This window comes from Thermoanaerobacter brockii subsp. finnii Ako-1 (assembly GCF_000175295.2).
Taxonomy (GTDB): domain Bacteria; phylum Bacillota; class Thermoanaerobacteria; order Thermoanaerobacterales; family Thermoanaerobacteraceae; genus Thermoanaerobacter; species Thermoanaerobacter pseudethanolicus.
Window position 1 is genome coordinate 779778 of record NC_014964.1, and the last position, 14409, is coordinate 794186.

Annotated in this window: 14 protein-coding genes, 3 tRNA genes and 1 other RNA gene; 15 read left to right on the forward strand and 3 right to left on the reverse strand. The window is 36.7% G+C overall.

All coding sequences use genetic code 11. The features are described 5' to 3' along the window. Positions 1-8 precede the first annotated feature (8 nt). The 15 genes from eno (at position 9) to THEBR_RS03805 (ending at position 12319) form a co-directional block, all read left to right on the forward strand. Complete coding sequence (gene eno, locus THEBR_RS03740) at positions 9-1298, forward strand: phosphopyruvate hydratase (protein WP_012269155.1); 1290 nt, start codon at positions 9-11, stop codon at positions 1296-1298. A 116-nt stretch (positions 1299-1414) separates the two neighbouring features. Then, on the forward strand, positions 1415-1654 hold the full coding sequence (secG, locus tag THEBR_RS03745; RefSeq protein ID WP_009053021.1) for a preprotein translocase subunit SecG: 240 nt from the start codon (positions 1415-1417) through the stop codon (positions 1652-1654). Between the two features lie 87 nt (positions 1655-1741). Continuing rightward, entirely contained in the window at positions 1742-2743 is a 1002-nt protein-coding gene (locus tag THEBR_RS03750; RefSeq protein WP_009053022.1) for a deoxyguanosinetriphosphate triphosphohydrolase, read from the forward strand. A gap of 148 nt (positions 2744-2891) precedes the next feature. Next, positions 2892-4679, forward strand: a complete 1788-nt coding sequence (gene dnaG / locus THEBR_RS03755; RefSeq protein ID WP_012269156.1) for a DNA primase — start codon at positions 2892-2894, stop codon at positions 4677-4679. Positions 4680-4710: 31 nt separating this feature from the next. Next, positions 4711-5784, forward strand: a complete 1074-nt coding sequence (rpoD, locus tag THEBR_RS03760) for an RNA polymerase sigma factor RpoD (protein WP_003867211.1) — start codon at positions 4711-4713, stop codon at positions 5782-5784. 48 nt (positions 5785-5832) lie between these two features. Further along, positions 5833-5907 (forward strand) — tRNA-Asn (locus THEBR_RS03765). A 6-nt stretch (positions 5908-5913) separates the two neighbouring features. After that, a tRNA-Ile gene (locus THEBR_RS03770) sits at positions 5914-5989 on the forward strand. Between the two features lie 65 nt (positions 5990-6054). After that, on the forward strand, positions 6055-6759 hold the full coding sequence (locus tag THEBR_RS03775; RefSeq protein ID WP_012269157.1) for a tRNA (adenine(22)-N(1))-methyltransferase: 705 nt from the start codon (positions 6055-6057) through the stop codon (positions 6757-6759). Then, on the forward strand, positions 6719-7834 hold the full coding sequence (locus THEBR_RS03780; RefSeq protein WP_009053025.1) for a Nif3-like dinuclear metal center hexameric protein: 1116 nt from the start codon (positions 6719-6721) through the stop codon (positions 7832-7834). The genes THEBR_RS03775 and THEBR_RS03780 overlap by 41 nt, the downstream gene beginning before the upstream one ends. A gap of 77 nt (positions 7835-7911) precedes the next feature. After that, an RNA gene (gene rnpB, locus THEBR_RS11665) (RNase P RNA component class A) lies at positions 7912-8261 on the forward strand. Between the two features lie 150 nt (positions 8262-8411). Further along, complete coding sequence (deoD, locus tag THEBR_RS03785) at positions 8412-9113, forward strand: purine-nucleoside phosphorylase (RefSeq protein WP_003867214.1); 702 nt, start codon at positions 8412-8414, stop codon at positions 9111-9113. Between the two features lie 68 nt (positions 9114-9181). Then, on the forward strand, positions 9182-10138 hold the full coding sequence (locus tag THEBR_RS03790) for a type I phosphomannose isomerase catalytic subunit (protein WP_012269158.1): 957 nt from the start codon (positions 9182-9184) through the stop codon (positions 10136-10138). Positions 10139-10194: 56 nt separating this feature from the next. After that, positions 10195-10271, forward strand: a tRNA-Val gene (locus tag THEBR_RS03795). Between the two features lie 525 nt (positions 10272-10796). Then, positions 10797-11945: a cation:proton antiporter gene (locus THEBR_RS03800; RefSeq protein WP_003867216.1), complete on the forward strand. Its 1149-nt coding sequence runs from the start codon at positions 10797-10799 to the stop codon at positions 11943-11945. A gap of 5 nt (positions 11946-11950) precedes the next feature. Next, positions 11951-12319 carry a P-II family nitrogen regulator gene (locus THEBR_RS03805; protein WP_003867217.1) on the forward strand — a complete coding sequence of 123 codons (369 nt, stop codon included), beginning with the start codon at positions 11951-11953 and terminating at the stop codon, positions 12317-12319. A 142-nt stretch (positions 12320-12461) separates the two neighbouring features. Here THEBR_RS03805 and THEBR_RS03810 read toward each other — a convergent pair whose 3' ends face one another. The 3 genes from THEBR_RS03810 to THEBR_RS03820 all read right to left on the reverse strand — a co-directional run bounded on the left by THEBR_RS03810 (position 12462) and on the right by THEBR_RS03820 (position 14348). After that, complete coding sequence (locus tag THEBR_RS03810) at positions 12462-12701, reverse strand: thioredoxin family protein (RefSeq protein ID WP_003867219.1); 240 nt, start codon at positions 12699-12701, stop codon at positions 12462-12464. A 102-nt stretch (positions 12702-12803) separates the two neighbouring features. Then, a complete protein-coding gene (locus tag THEBR_RS03815; protein WP_012269159.1) occupies positions 12804-13973 on the reverse strand; it encodes a permease in 1170 nt (389 codons plus the stop codon). Positions 13974-14012: 39 nt separating this feature from the next. After that, entirely contained in the window at positions 14013-14348 is a 336-nt protein-coding gene (locus THEBR_RS03820) for an ArsR/SmtB family transcription factor (RefSeq protein WP_003867221.1), read from the reverse strand. Positions 14349-14409: the final 61 nt, after the last annotated feature.

Below are 14409 nucleotides of genomic sequence, written 5' to 3' on the forward strand. Positions count from 1 at the left end.
AAATTGTCATGTCATCAATAATTGATATTTTTGCAAGAGAAATACTTGACTCCCGTGGAAATCCCACAGTTGAAGTAGAGGTAGAGTTAGATAGCGGTGCCGTAGGAAGAGCTGCTGTGCCTTCAGGGGCTTCTACAGGAGCTTTTGAAGCAGTTGAGTTAAGAGATGGAGATAAATCAAGATATTTGGGAAAAGGAGTGCTAAAAGCTGTTCAAAATGTCAATGACATTATTGCTCCTGAGCTAATTGGCATGGAAGCACAAGACCAAGTAGCAATTGACAAAGCGATGATTGAACTAGATGGAACTCCCAATAAGAGCAAATTAGGAGCAAATGCTATCTTAGGGGTATCTTTGGCAGTGGCAAAGGCAGCAGCTGAGGAATGTGGTTTACCTTTGTATCAATACATTGGTGGAGTAAATGCAAAAACTCTTCCTGTGCCAATGATGAACATATTAAACGGTGGAAAACACGCTGATAACAATGTAGATATACAAGAGTTTATGATAATGCCTGTTGGTGCTCCAAACTTCCGTGAAGCATTAAGAATGTGTTCAGAAGTTTATCACAATTTGAAAAACGTGTTACATTCTAAAGGGTTAAGTACAACAGTTGGTGATGAAGGAGGTTTTGCTCCCAACCTTACCTCAAATGAAGAAGCTATACAAGTCATATTGGAAGCTATAGAAAAAGCGGGATATGTGCCAGGAGAAGATATAGTATTAGCATTAGATCCTGCTTCAACAGAGCTTTATAAAGAGGATGGGAAATATCATTTTGAAGGAGAAGGAATTGTAAGAACCCCCGAAGAAATGGTAGATTTTTGGGAACAACTTGTTAACAAATATCCTATTGTCTCTATTGAAGACGGTCTTGCAGAAGAAGACTGGAACGGATGGAAACTATTGACTGAAAGATTAGGCAAGAAGATACAGCTTGTAGGAGACGACTTATTTGTAACGAATACTCAAAGACTTTCAAAAGGTATAAGCATGGGAGTAGCAAATTCAATCCTTATAAAACTCAATCAAATAGGAACTTTAACAGAAACTCTTGATGCTATTGAAATGGCAAAAAGAGCAGGATATACAGCTGTTGTGTCTCACCGCTCAGGAGAGACAGAAGATTCAACAATTGCAGACCTTGTAGTTGGAGTAAATGCAGGGCAAATTAAAACTGGAGCACCTGCAAGAACTGACAGAGTCGTAAAATACAATCAGCTTTTAAGAATTGAAGAAGCTTTAGGAAGCACAGCTCAATATCTTGGCAAAAATGCTTTTTACAATATTAAGAAATAAGGGGATCCAAAAAGGATTCCCTTTTTATATAAAAACCTCTTGATCAACATAGCAATTCTTTGTATAATATAAACTGTGGTATTGTGTTTCAAAAATTAGGATAAGGCGGTGTAAATATGCTAAAAACTGTACTCATGGTTATACATGTTTTAGTTAGTCTTTTCTTAATAGCTGTGATACTTTTGCAAAAAGGTAAAAGTGCAGGCATTTCAGGAGTAATAGAAGGAGGAGCAGAAACCTTTTTTGGGAAAAATAAAGCTCGAACCATGGAGGGGACATTAGAAAAGCTCACAACCATAGCGGCAGCGTTGTTTATAATTTTGTCTATGGTGTTGACCGTAATGATGGCTAAATAAAAAAGACGGTATCAAGAAAAGAAATGGAAAAACCCTTTTATGGGTTTTTATTTTTACCACCATAAATAAAAAAGGCTAGGTGGTCAAATGAAAATTAGAGAAATTACAGAGGAATTAGAATATCAACTGCTTTCTCCTTATGCGACAAAAAGCCGTGAAACTCGCGGCAGGGATAGAGAAGAAGAAAAATGCGATATAAGAACAGAGTTTCAAAGGGATAGAGACAGGATTATTCATAGCAAAGCTTTTAGAAGATTGAGCCACAAAACACAAGTCTTTATTTCTCCAGAAGGTGACCATTATAGAACAAGGCTAACTCATACTTTAGAAGTAGCTCAGATTGCAAGAACAATTGCAAGAGCTTTGAGGTTAAACGAAGATTTGACAGAAGCTATTGCTTTAGGTCATGATTTAGGACATACTCCTTTTGGCCATTCTGGTGAGGAAGTTTTAAATAGACTTTTAAAAGATGGCTTTAGACATAATGAACAAAGCATTAGAGTGGTTGAGATTTTGGAAAAGGATGGAAAGGGTCTTAATTTGACTTGGGAAGTTAAGGACGGCATTTGTAACCACTCTACCTCAGGAAATCCCCAGACTTTAGAGGGACAAGTAGTACAAATTTCTGATAAAATAGCTTATATTAACCATGATATTGATGATGCGATAAGGGGAAAAGTTTTAAATCCGGAGGATTTACCAAAAGATTTAATAGCAATTTTGGGTGATAAGCATAGTAAGCGAATAGATACAATGGTAAAAGATGTTATAAATAATAGCTTAGGAAAGCCGAAAGTTTCAATGAGTAAAGAGATTTATGAGGCTACTTATAGCCTGAGGGATTTTTTGTTCAAAAAAGTTTATATTGGGTCAAAAGCTAAAAAAGATGAGGAAAAAGCAAAAAGAATAGTAGAACAATTGTTTTATTACTTTTATGACAATATTGAAAAGATGCCTCAAGAATTTATAAAACTTGCTGAGATTTATGGAAGAGAAAGAGCTGTTGCTGATTATATTGCTGGTATGACAGACAAATATGCTTTTTTAAAATACAAAGAGATTTTTTTGCCCAGTCCTTGGTTTGAGTAAAATATTTTTTGATTTTAATAAAAATTTAATAAAACCAAAGAAGGATTTTTGAATCTTTTGTCGAATATATATTGGTCGTCACTAATAAATTAATTTGGTAAAGAGGAATTTAACAATTTTTGTCGAATAGAATAATTAGGTGATATTGATGGCTTACTCAAAAGAAATGATTGAAAAGGTCATAGAAGCAAATGACATAATAGATGTTATATCAGAGTATGTAGAACTAAAAAAAGCGGGAAAAGAATTTAAAGGTCTATGTCCTTTTCATAGAGAAAAAACCCCATCTTTTATGGTAAGTCAAGAAAAACAGGTTTATCACTGTTTTGGCTGTAATGCCAGTGGAAATGTTGTTACTTTTATAATGGATATTGAAAATTTGACTTTTAAAGAAGCAATTGAATTTTTAGCAGATAGAGTAGGAATAACTCTTGAAGAAACTGTGCTTACAGAAAGGGAGTACCAAAGAAAGAAACTTATTGACGAAATATATAAAGTAAATAAATTAGCAACTATGTATTTTTACAATAAGCTTTTTTCTGAAGAAGGTAGACAGGCTTTAACCTATATAAGAAAAAGAGGTTTGACAGAAGCAACGATAAAGAAGTTTGGAATAGGCTATTCATCACCTCATGGAAATGGACTTTTAAACTTTTTAAAAGAAAAAGGCTATACAGAAAGTTTTCTGGTAAAGGCTGGACTTTTGTCTCAAAAAAATAACCGCTATTACGACAGGTTTAGAAATAGAGTAATGTTTCCTATTATAGATGTAAAGGGTAATGTTATAGGTTTTGGAGGCCGTTCTATTGATGATAGTTTGCCTAAATACTTAAACACTCCGGAGACAGAGGTCTTTAAAAAAGGCAAAACGCTATTTGCAATAAATTTTGCTAAAAAAACTCAACAAGACAAATTTATAATTGTAGAAGGATACATGGACGCTATTTCCTTACATCAAGCCGGAATAGATTGTGCTGTAGCATCTTTAGGAACCGCTTTGACAGAGGACCAAGCAAGACTCATAAAAAGGTATAAAGGAAATGTTGTAATTGCTTATGATGCGGATGAAGCTGGTATTAGTGCCGCATTAAGAGGACTTGACATTCTTGATGAATTGAATTTAAATATAAAAGTACTGACTATTCCTTATGGGAAAGACCCTGATGAGTTTATAAAAAAAGAAGGAGTAAACGCATTTAATCAATTAATAGAAAATGCCGATAGTTTAATTGAGTTTAAAGCAAAGGTATTTAGAAAAAATCTCGACCTTGATAATCCTCAAGATAGAATAATATATGTTAAAAAAATTGCAAAAGATATTGCAAAACTTTCTGATGAAGTGAAAAGGGAAGTCTATATTTCTTCAGCTGCTAAAGTTGCTCAAATACCTGAGAATGCAGTGAGAACAGAGGTTGCGCGTTTTGTCAATAGGGAAATTGAAAAAAATCAAAAAAATATGTATATGGCTGGCAATATAAGGCATAATATATACAGTAGTAGTAAAATATCACCAGAAAAGTACTTAATTGCATTGCTGCTGTATGATAATAATCTTTACAAAAGGGTGAAAGAAACAATTACCGCCGATATGCTGGAGAATGTTAAATTAAAGCCAATTTTTGGAGAAATAATGTCAAGGTTGGAGGATGGAAAAAAAACTCAAATAAATGATATTGTTTATTTATTACAAGAGGAAAATCTCATATCTGATTTTAATGATATTATTAAAGCTTTTTATGAGAGTGAAAATGTTACTGAACAAGCTGTTGATGATATTATAAACAAGATTCTCATTAACAGTTTGGCAGTTAAAAGAGAAAAGATTAAAAGAGCTATCAATGAAGCTCATATGTTGGGGGATATAGAGAAAGAAAGGCAACTTTTAATAGAATTACAAAATTGTGAAAAGGAGATGCTAAAGATAAAAAATGGCTAAAAAGAAAGAAACCCATAGGGAGGGGAAACCTATGAACAACGAAGAATTGTCTAAAGAAGCCATTACAGAACTTATCAATAAAGGAAAAAAAACTGGGATGCTCACCTACAATGAGATAATGGATTCTTTAGAAGATATTGATTTAAATCCTGACCAAATTGAGAAAGTATATGATGCTTTTGAAGACATGGGAATTGAAATTGTTGGGGAAGAACCTCGTCAGGAAGAAATAACTGAAGAAGATTTAGATTTAGACCTTTCTCTTCCTGAAGGAATCAGTATAGATGACCCTGTTAGAATGTATTTGAAGGAGATAGGCAAGATTCCCCTTCTCACTCCTGAAGAAGAGATTGAATTGGCAAAAAGAATCGAACAAGGAGACGAAGAAGCTAAAAAAAGACTTATAGAAGCTAATTTGAGATTGGTTGTAAGCATAGCCAAAAGATACGTAGGAAGAGGAATGCTTTTCTTAGATTTGATACAAGAAGGAAATTTGGGGTTACTCAAAGCAGTTGAAAAATTTGACTATAGAAAAGGCTATAAATTTAGTACTTACGCTACATGGTGGATAAGACAGGCTATTACAAGAGCTATTGCAGATCAAGCAAGAACCATAAGAATCCCTGTACACATGGTAGAAACTATCAATAAATTGATAAGAGTCCAAAGGCAATTGCTGCAGGAATTAGGTCGTGAGCCCACTCCTGAAGAGTTGGCAAAAGAGATGGGGATGCCAGAAGAAAAAGTAAGAGAGATAATGAAAATAGCACAAGAACCTGTATCTTTAGAAACTCCTATTGGGGAAGAGGAAGACAGCCACTTAGGCGATTTTATACCCGATGAAGATGCACCAGCTCCAGCAGAAGCTGCTGCTTTTACAATGCTAAAAGAACAGTTGATGGATGTTCTTGATACCCTAACGCCAAGGGAAGAGAAAGTACTAAGACTTAGGTTTGGCCTAGATGACGGTCGAGCAAGAACTTTAGAGGAAGTAGGAAAAGAGTTTAATGTTACAAGAGAACGCATAAGGCAAATTGAAGCAAAGGCTTTGAGAAAATTGAGGCATCCCAGCAGGAGCAAAAAATTAAAAGATTTCCTTGATTGAATAAGCTTCTTGACAATAGGGCAAAAATCTGTATAATTATTATTGTATTCCTCAGTAGCTCAAGGGTAGAGCAACCGGCTGTTAACCGGTAGGTTGTAGGTTCGAATCCTACCTGAGGAGCCACTTTTTGGGCCTTTAGCTCAGCTGGCAGAGCGGTCGGCTCATAACCGATTGGTCCGGGGTTCAAATCCCTGAAGGCCCACCATTTAGAGAAAAAAAGCATTTAGCTTTAAATGCTTTTTTATTTTTTTATACTTTTAGGAGGATTACATGAAACTTACAGAGCGATTAGGGAAAATTGCTGAATATATTCCTCATGGGTCAAAAGTTGCAGATATAGGTACTGACCATGGTTTTATTCCTGTTTACCTTATCAAAAGTAAAATAGCTACCTACGTTGTTGCTTCAGATTTAAATAAAGGTTCATTAAATAAAGCTGTAAAAGAAGTTCAAAAGCGAAATTTGCAATCTTTGATAGACACAAGGTTAGGGAATGGTCTTAATGTTTTATCGCCAGGGGAAGTAGACGTAGTTGTTATTGCAGGTATGGGAGGAATTTTAATTACAAAAATATTAGAAGAAGGAAAAGATATTGCAAAAACTATTAAGAAATTTATACTTCAACCTATGAAAGATTCTGCATATTTGAGGAAATACTTAATAGAAAATGGATATAAAATTTGTGATGAGGAATTAGTTAAAGAAAATCAAAAATATTATGAAATAATAGTAGCAGAACATGGTAGACAAAAAGTCAAAAATGACATATATTATGAAGTAGGGGAAAAACTCATACAAAAAAAGCATCCACTATTAGAAGAATTCTTGCAGTATAAAATCGACAAAATGAAGAAAATCATAAATAAACTTCCCAAGACCAATGAAAAGCGTAAGCAATTAGATGAAAAAGTAAAGAAATTCGAGGTGTTGATAAATGGGCTTAAAATGCCAAGTAATAGCTTCCATAATGGATAAGCTTGCGCCGCGTAAATTCGCTGAAGAATGGGATAACGTAGGATTATTGGTAGGAGATGGTTCTAAAGATGTCTCAAAAATTTTAGTAGCTTTGGATGCCACTTTTGAAGTAGTTAAAGAAGCAATTGACAAAAAAGTAGATATGATTGTAACTCATCATCCGTTAATTTTTAAGCCAATAAAAAATGTCAAAGCTGATAATCCAGTGGGCTCATTGTTAATACAACTTATTAAAAATGATATCTCGCTTTATGCAGCCCATACCTCTTTTGATATAGCTCCAAATGGGATGAATGATATTTTGTGTAACGTCTTAGGAATATATGATAGGGAAGTTTTGGATGTCACTTATTCCGAAGGATATAAAAAAATTGCAGTTTATGTGCCACAAGGGTATGAAGAGATTGTAAAAAATGCTATGTGCAATGCAGGAGCTGGTTTTATTGGAAATTATAGTAATTCTACTTTTCAGACCCAAGGCATTGGAACTTATAAGCCTTTAGAGGGGACGAATCCATTTATTGGTGAAATAGGGAAGATAGAAAAAGTGGAAGAAGTAAAAATAGAAACAGTAGTGCCTCAGAAATATTTAGAAAAAGTAATAAATGCAATGCTAAATGTTCATCCCTATGAAGAGGTTGCCTATGATGTATATCCTTTGGAAAATCTTAAAGAAGAATATGGGCTTGGAAGAATTGGAACTATTTCAGAAACAACTTTAAAAGAATTGGCACTACAAGTAAAAGCAAAACTTAAAATCAATAATTTAAGAGTGGTAGGAGACCCTAATAAAAAGATAAAAAAAGTGGCTGTGTGTGGTGGAAGCGGTGCAAGTCTTATTCACAAAGCTGTTTCTAGAGGAGCAGATGTGTTGATAACGGCAGATATTGGCTATCACGATGCTGTAGAAGCCCAGCACCTCGGATTATCTTTAATTGATGCGGGACATTTTGCTACAGAGAATATTGCAGTTAGGTTTATTGCAGAATATATAATTGATGAAACTCAGAAACAGGGGAACGAAATAGAAGTATTAGTTAGTGAAAGTCAAAAAGATCCTTTTATGTATCTATAATTATGTTGACAAAAACGGATATATATGATAATATATACTCGCCTGATATTAGAAAGATATATAAGAAATAACGTATGTGAGTAAGTCGGATGGCCGCGTGCGATTTTCGCACGAGGAAAGTCCGAGCTCCACAGGGCAGGGTGCCGGGTAATACCCGGTGGAGGCGACTCCAAGGAAAGTGCAACAGAAATATACCGCCTGGCACTCAACTTGCTGAGTGCTGGGTAAGGGTGGAAAGGTGAGGTAAGAGCTCACCAGGGACCAGGCGACTGGTCTGCTCTGCAAACCCCACCCGGAGCAAGGCGAATAGGAGGGAGTAGGTGGCCCGCCGTTTCCCTCGGGTTATGCCGCTGGAGGTGTCAGGCAACTGACCCCCTAGATAGATGGCCATCCTCGACAGAACTCGGCTTACAGACTTGCTCACATGTGTTTAAAAATACCATAATTTTGTGGTATTTTTTATTTTTTTTTATACAAAATTAAAAAAATGTTTGATCCATAAATTTTTGTTTGATTTAAAAGTTGTTTTTTGCTAATATTATATATGGGCAAAACTATTATAGAAGGAGAGATTTAAATGAGCATACATATTGGGGCTAAAGAAAACGAAATCGCTCAAACGGTGTTGTTGCCAGGAGATCCTTTAAGAGCTAAATATATAGCAGAAAATTTTCTTGAAGATGCAAAATGTTACAATGAAGTTAGAGGAATGTATGGTTTTACAGGATATTATAAAGGGAAAAGAGTGTCAGTTCAAGGAACAGGGATGGGAGTACCTTCCTTGTCTATTTATGTAAATGAGCTTATAAACAGTTACAACGTGAAAAATCTTATAAGGATAGGTACTTGTGGCTCTTTACAACCAGATATCAAGCTTAGAGATATAGTAATTGCCATGAGTTCTTCGACAGACTCTGCAATAAATAAAATTAGATTTAATGGTATGGATTATGCTCCTACAGCAAGTTTTAAATTATTAAAAAAAGCCTATGATAAAGCAATGGAGTTAGGGATACAACCTAAAGTAGGGAATATTCTTACAACCGATACTTTTTATAACGATGACCCAGACAGTTGGAAACTATGGGCGAAGTTTGGTGTTTTGGCAGTAGAAATGGAAACGGCAGGACTATATACTTTGGCTGCTAAGTACAATGTAGATGCTCTTACAATATTGACAGTGAGCGATAGCTTGGTTACCGGAGAAGCAACGACAGCTGAAGAAAGGCAAAAGACTTTTATGAACATGGTAAAAATTGCACTAGAAATAGCTGAATAATAATTTTTTAAAAGAGGATAACCTTGTTTATCCTCTTTTAAAATAATCGAAAAAGGAGCTGATAGTTGATGAAACCTTTAAAATTTAAGCCTATTTTTATGGAGAGAATATGGGGAGGTACTGCATTAAGAGATAAATTTGGATTTGATATTCACGAGGGTAAAAAAATTGGAGAATTGTGGACAATATCTGACAATAGAACAGCTGTCAGTGTAATTGAAGGTGGAGAATTTGACGGGCAAAAATTAAGTGATATAACTTACAAATTTTCTGAGGATATATATGGCAAGGGGGTAAATTATCAAAGATTTCCTTTGCTTATCAAAATAATTGATGCGCAAGACAAACTTTCTGTCCAAGTTCATCCAGATGATGAATATGCTTTTAAATACGAAAATGGCGATTCTGGAAAAACAGAGATGTGGTATATAATAGATGCAAAACCAGGGGCTAAACTTGTATGTGGTTTAAAGGAAGGAACTACAAAAGAAGAATTTAAAAGGCTATTGGAGGAAGAAAGATTAGAAGAATGTTTAAAAGAAATAGAAGTAAAGCCAGGAGATGTGGTTTACATACCTTCAGGGATGGTGCATGCTATAGGTGAAGGCATACTTATTTGTGAAATTCAACAAAATTCAGACCTCACCTATAGAGTATATGATTACAATAGAGTAGATGAATTCGGGAGGAAGAGAGAGTTACATATAGAAAAAGCATTAGATGTTATAAATTTTAATTTAAAAACAGATAAAATAATACCTGAATTTAAAGGAATACAAGGCGGACGCATATCTCATGTTGTTAAATCTCCATATTTTCAGGTAAGTATAATTGAAATATATGAAGAAGTAAAAATAGATACAGAAGGAAAATTTAACACTTTAACAGCTGTAGAAGGAAATTGTAAAATTGACTATTATGAAGGTACTGTTGAATTAAAGGCAGGAGAAACTGTATTAATACCTGCTTCTATTCCAAGTTATACAATAGAGGGCAATTGCAAGGTGCTCAAAGCTTATATATAGAAAGCGTAAATATTGACAACCTTTTATTAAAATTGTATAATAAAAAAGCAAGAAGTGGGGTTATAGCTCAGCTGGTCAGAGCGCTACGTTGACATCGTAGAGGTCACAGGTTCGATCCCTGTTAACCCCACCAATAATATGAAGGCTTTCCGCATCTATTTAATGTCGGAATTTTTATTTTGGTGCCGTTTTGGTGCCCAAAAATTTTTCTATTTTTTGTATGGCTTCTTTTTTTATTTCAGGAGTTGTAGCTAAAAATTATCCTACAGTAACTGGACCGCTGGGGGATATATACCGGCCTTAGGAAAATGGAGAACTGTGCCGGGTTTTTTGTGGCCTGCGACCTGCTCTTTCTGAACGCAGAGCTCATAAAAGAATTGCTCAACGGCTTCGAGAGCTTCAATGTGGTGTGCTCCCGATACCGGGACTGCTGGAGCCTCTTCACGCCGTTTACAACAAAAACTGCATTGATGCCATCGAGGTCCTTCCATCGAGGTTATTATTGAAAAGAGTGGTCCCGTTCGGATCAGGGACCTTTTTGTTCTGGTCAGAACCCGCCTCAAATTTTTTGCATTAATACCAGTGAAGACTATGAAAGAGCGCTGTTGTTGGAAAAGGATTCGATTCCGGTAAACCGATTTTTAAGGAGGGTTCACTCGTGACCTTACTGGAACTTGCCATAATACTGGGAATATCCAGGATCGGCGGTTATCTGGCGGCAAGGTTCAACCAGATGAATGTACTGGGCCAGATCATCGCCGGCCTTCTCATAGGACCTTCGGTCTTCGGCTTGGTCCACTCCGATTATGTGCTGGAGTTCATGGCCGAAATAGGTGTGGTCCTGCTAATGTTCCTGGCAGGCCTCGAGACCGACACGTCGGAACTTATAGCGTCAGGATTTTCGTCTACGGCCATCGCCGCCGGAGGGGTTATAGTGCCCTTCGCTGCAGGTGCTTGGGGCGGACTGGCTGCGGGTGTTACCCTGCCCGAGGCCCTGTTCCTGGGGACCATGTTGACAGCCACCTCTGTCAGTATAACAGTGCAGGCACTGAGGGAAATGGGAAAGCTGAATTCAAAAGAGGGTATTGCCATTATGGCTGCTGCGGTAATCGACGACGTGATAGGTATAATCGTCCTCACCTTTGTGACCGGCTATATCTCCGGTGGAACCAGGATCCTGCCGCTGATGGAGAAAATAGGAGTATTTGCGGTCGCAGTGGTAGTTATTACAGTCGTGCTTCGGAGATACGGTGAACGCATAATGGAATTAATGAGACCGGGAACCAGGATCATAACCTTCGCCTTGGTACTATGCTTTAGCGTGGCTTACTTCGCCGAAAAGGCGGACATTGCCGCCATCACCGGTGCTTACATAGCGGGCTTGATTCTTTCAAACTACAGTACAAAAGAAAAAATTGTCCGCGGCATAGAAGAAATAGCCTACCTTTTCTTCACGCCCATATTTTTCATCAGCATCGGACTGAAGACTGATGTAAGGGCTGTGCTAGGCGATATCGGCTTCAGTCTTATCATAATAGCCATTGCTGTGCTCGGCAAGATCATCGGCTGCGGGCTGACGGCAAGGCTCGTGGGATTCAACTGGAGTGAGGGCTTTACAGTAGGCGCGGGCATGGTGCCCAGGGGAGAAGTGGCCCTGATCATCGCCAACCTGGGCTTGAAAAAGGGTATTGTTTCCCAGAGGATTTTCGCTGTTTCGGTGCTGATGGTTCTTGTAACTACTCTTATTGCCCCGCCGCTTTTAAAGCTGTTTTTCCATAGGGCAGAAAATACAGAAAACGGGGAGTGAAGGCAATGTACCTGATCGTTATCATCCTTAACCGGCCAGAACTTTTAAAAAAGCTCCTGACGGTAATGAAAAGGAACGGGGCCAAGGGGGCCACGGTGCTGGACTCCATGGGTCAGGGCGTTATTATGAAAAGTTTTGAAGAAGACAGGCCAATGATCGCCAGCATTAAAAAATTGAAAGAAGAGGGACTTTTCGTGAATAAGACCATCCTTTCGGTTATAGAAGACAAGCAAAAGCTCCAGAACATAGCCGATGCCGTAGAAAGAGAGATAGGTAGTTTCGCCGAAGACAGCGAAATGGGTATAATGTTTTCTGTGCCCCTCAACATGGTTAGGGGCGGTAAGCTCGGCCGTTACGATGGGCCATTCGAATAAGAAAAGACTCTTAGAGTTGTGCTCATGTAAGGAAGCAGGATCAGTAAGGACCGTAGCCTGCACAGTAGCTATAAAAGCAAGAGACTTTAAATTGCATATAAAAAGGTTTGCAACAAAATAAGAGGTGCAAAAATCGCACCTCTTATTTTGTATATTCTTCAATGTATTTTTTAATTTCATCCTTTGTTGCAACTCTGCCTGCAACTTTGACTTCTTCATTAATCACGAGAGCAGGTGTAATCATTACGTATTCTATAATTTTATTTAAATCCTGAACTTTTTCGACTTCTGCTTCAATTCCTAGTTCTTGTAATGCAGCTTTTGTATTTTCCTCCAAAGCTTTGCACTTTGCGCATCCCATTCCAAGAATTTTAATATCCATTGTATTTTCCTCCTTTAATTTCATTTATTTGCTTTATTTTCATATAAACATTTTAATTTTATCATAAATTTTTAAAAGAAAATCATTTAATCTAAAATAGTTTTAAAAAAAATTTCCAAAAACAAATCCAATAAAAGTCGACATTATAATTACTAAACTTACATAGGTAACAGTCTTTTTTGGTCCGAGGACGCTATTAATTACAAGCATGCTGGGGAGACTCAAAGCAGGTCCTGAGAGCAAAAGTGCGAGGGCAGGACCTTGCCCCATACCGTAACCCAAAAGGCCCTGAATTATGGGAACTTCTGTAAGAGTAGAAAAATACATAAAAGCACCTATTATTGAAGCAATGAAGTTTGAAAGTAATGAGTTTCCACCGACAAGAGCTTCAACATACCTTGAGGGGAGTATTCCCGCATCATACCCAGGCCTTCCCATTAAAAATCCTGCTATCGCAACACCTGCAAAAAGAAGGGGAAGTATCTGTTTGGCAAGACTCCAAGTAGCTTCAATCCATGAGGTAATTTCTTCTTTTTTGAACCATTTAACAAGGATTATTGTAAGGATCACAAGGAAAAATACTGTCAAGTACCATTTTACGTTATATACAGTACTGAAAAATCCTACAGGCTGTGCGGGTTTACCCCATGCTGCAAAAATTAATATAAATACAAGGCTTGCAAAAAACAAAAAATCCTGCAATAGGCTTCTTCCTTCATTTTTTGTTGAAACTTGATAGATTTTTGACAACCTTGCCACATCTTCTTTTTTAAATATTATTTCCATGATTAAGCCAATAACAATTGAAAATAACACTGCCCCAACTGCCCTTGCTATTCCCAATTTGTATCCCAAAATTCTTGCTGTCATTATTATTGCAAGGACGTTTATTGCAGGTCCCGAATACAAAAACGCTATTGCGGGACCAAGACCAGCTCCTCTTTTATAAATTCCCGTGAAAAGTGGCAAAATCGTGCACGAGCAAACAGCAAGAATTGTTCCGGATACTGAGGCGACCGCGTAGGAAAGCCATTTTTTTGCCCCACCGCCGAAATATTTCATAACCGCCTGCTGGGAAATAAAGTTTGAAATTGCACCTGCTATGAAAAGAGCAGGTATTAAGCAGGTTAATACATGATGCCTTGCATAATCTTGAAGCATGTAAAGGGATTCTATGACAGCCCCTTTAAAGTGCATACTCTCTAAAGGCATATAGTAAACAAAAAAGAAAACACCTGCAATGACTAGAAATTTTTTAATTTCTTCCTTCATTTGTAGCCTCCTTTTTAATAAATTTTAATATTAACAAAATTATTCAACTTTCTCCTTACTAGAATCAATAAAGGAAACCTTAGTTACAAGATCACACTTTATGGTTTTGTCAATACAGATAAAATAATCTTTCATACAAGGGAATCTTACTTTGTAAAATACTGAAAGACCTTCTTTTTTGCTTTCTAAAATGCCAGCTTTTTTTAATATATTTAAATGTTTTGATATTGTTGATTGATCTACACCTATTTTATTTACAATTTCGCATACGCAAATCTCCTTTTCATTTAAAATTACGTCTAAAATTTTCAGCCTTGTCGGATGAGAAAGGGCCTTAAAAAATTCTGCGCGGAGTTCATAGATGTTTTCTGCCATGGGATTCACCTCCTATATTCCTATATTAGCATATAGGAAATATTAGGTCAACAAAAAATTT

Coding starts and splice junctions, on each gene's coding strand:
- eno (WP_012269155.1), top strand. CDS start 9: ATGTCATCAATAATTGATATTTTTGCAAGAGAAATACTTGACTCCCGT.
- secG (WP_009053021.1), top strand. CDS start 1,415: ATGCTAAAAACTGTACTCATGGTTATACATGTTTTAGTTAGTCTTTTC.
- THEBR_RS03750 (WP_009053022.1), top strand. CDS start 1,742: ATGAAAATTAGAGAAATTACAGAGGAATTAGAATATCAACTGCTTTCT.
- dnaG (WP_012269156.1), top strand. CDS start 2,892: ATGGCTTACTCAAAAGAAATGATTGAAAAGGTCATAGAAGCAAATGAC.
- rpoD (WP_003867211.1), top strand. CDS start 4,711: ATGAACAACGAAGAATTGTCTAAAGAAGCCATTACAGAACTTATCAAT.
- THEBR_RS03775 (WP_012269157.1), top strand. CDS start 6,055: ATGAAACTTACAGAGCGATTAGGGAAAATTGCTGAATATATTCCTCAT.
- THEBR_RS03780 (WP_009053025.1), top strand. CDS start 6,719: ATGGGCTTAAAATGCCAAGTAATAGCTTCCATAATGGATAAGCTTGCG.
- deoD (WP_003867214.1), top strand. CDS start 8,412: ATGAGCATACATATTGGGGCTAAAGAAAACGAAATCGCTCAAACGGTG.
- THEBR_RS03790 (WP_012269158.1), top strand. CDS start 9,182: ATGAAACCTTTAAAATTTAAGCCTATTTTTATGGAGAGAATATGGGGA.
- THEBR_RS03805 (WP_003867217.1), top strand. CDS start 11,951: ATGTACCTGATCGTTATCATCCTTAACCGGCCAGAACTTTTAAAAAAG.
- THEBR_RS03810 (WP_003867219.1), bottom strand. CDS start 12,701: ATGGATATTAAAATTCTTGGAATGGGATGCGCAAAGTGCAAAGCTTTG.
- THEBR_RS03815 (WP_012269159.1), bottom strand. CDS start 13,973: ATGAAGGAAGAAATTAAAAAATTTCTAGTCATTGCAGGTGTTTTCTTT.
- THEBR_RS03820 (WP_003867221.1), bottom strand. CDS start 14,348: ATGGCAGAAAACATCTATGAACTCCGCGCAGAATTTTTTAAGGCCCTT.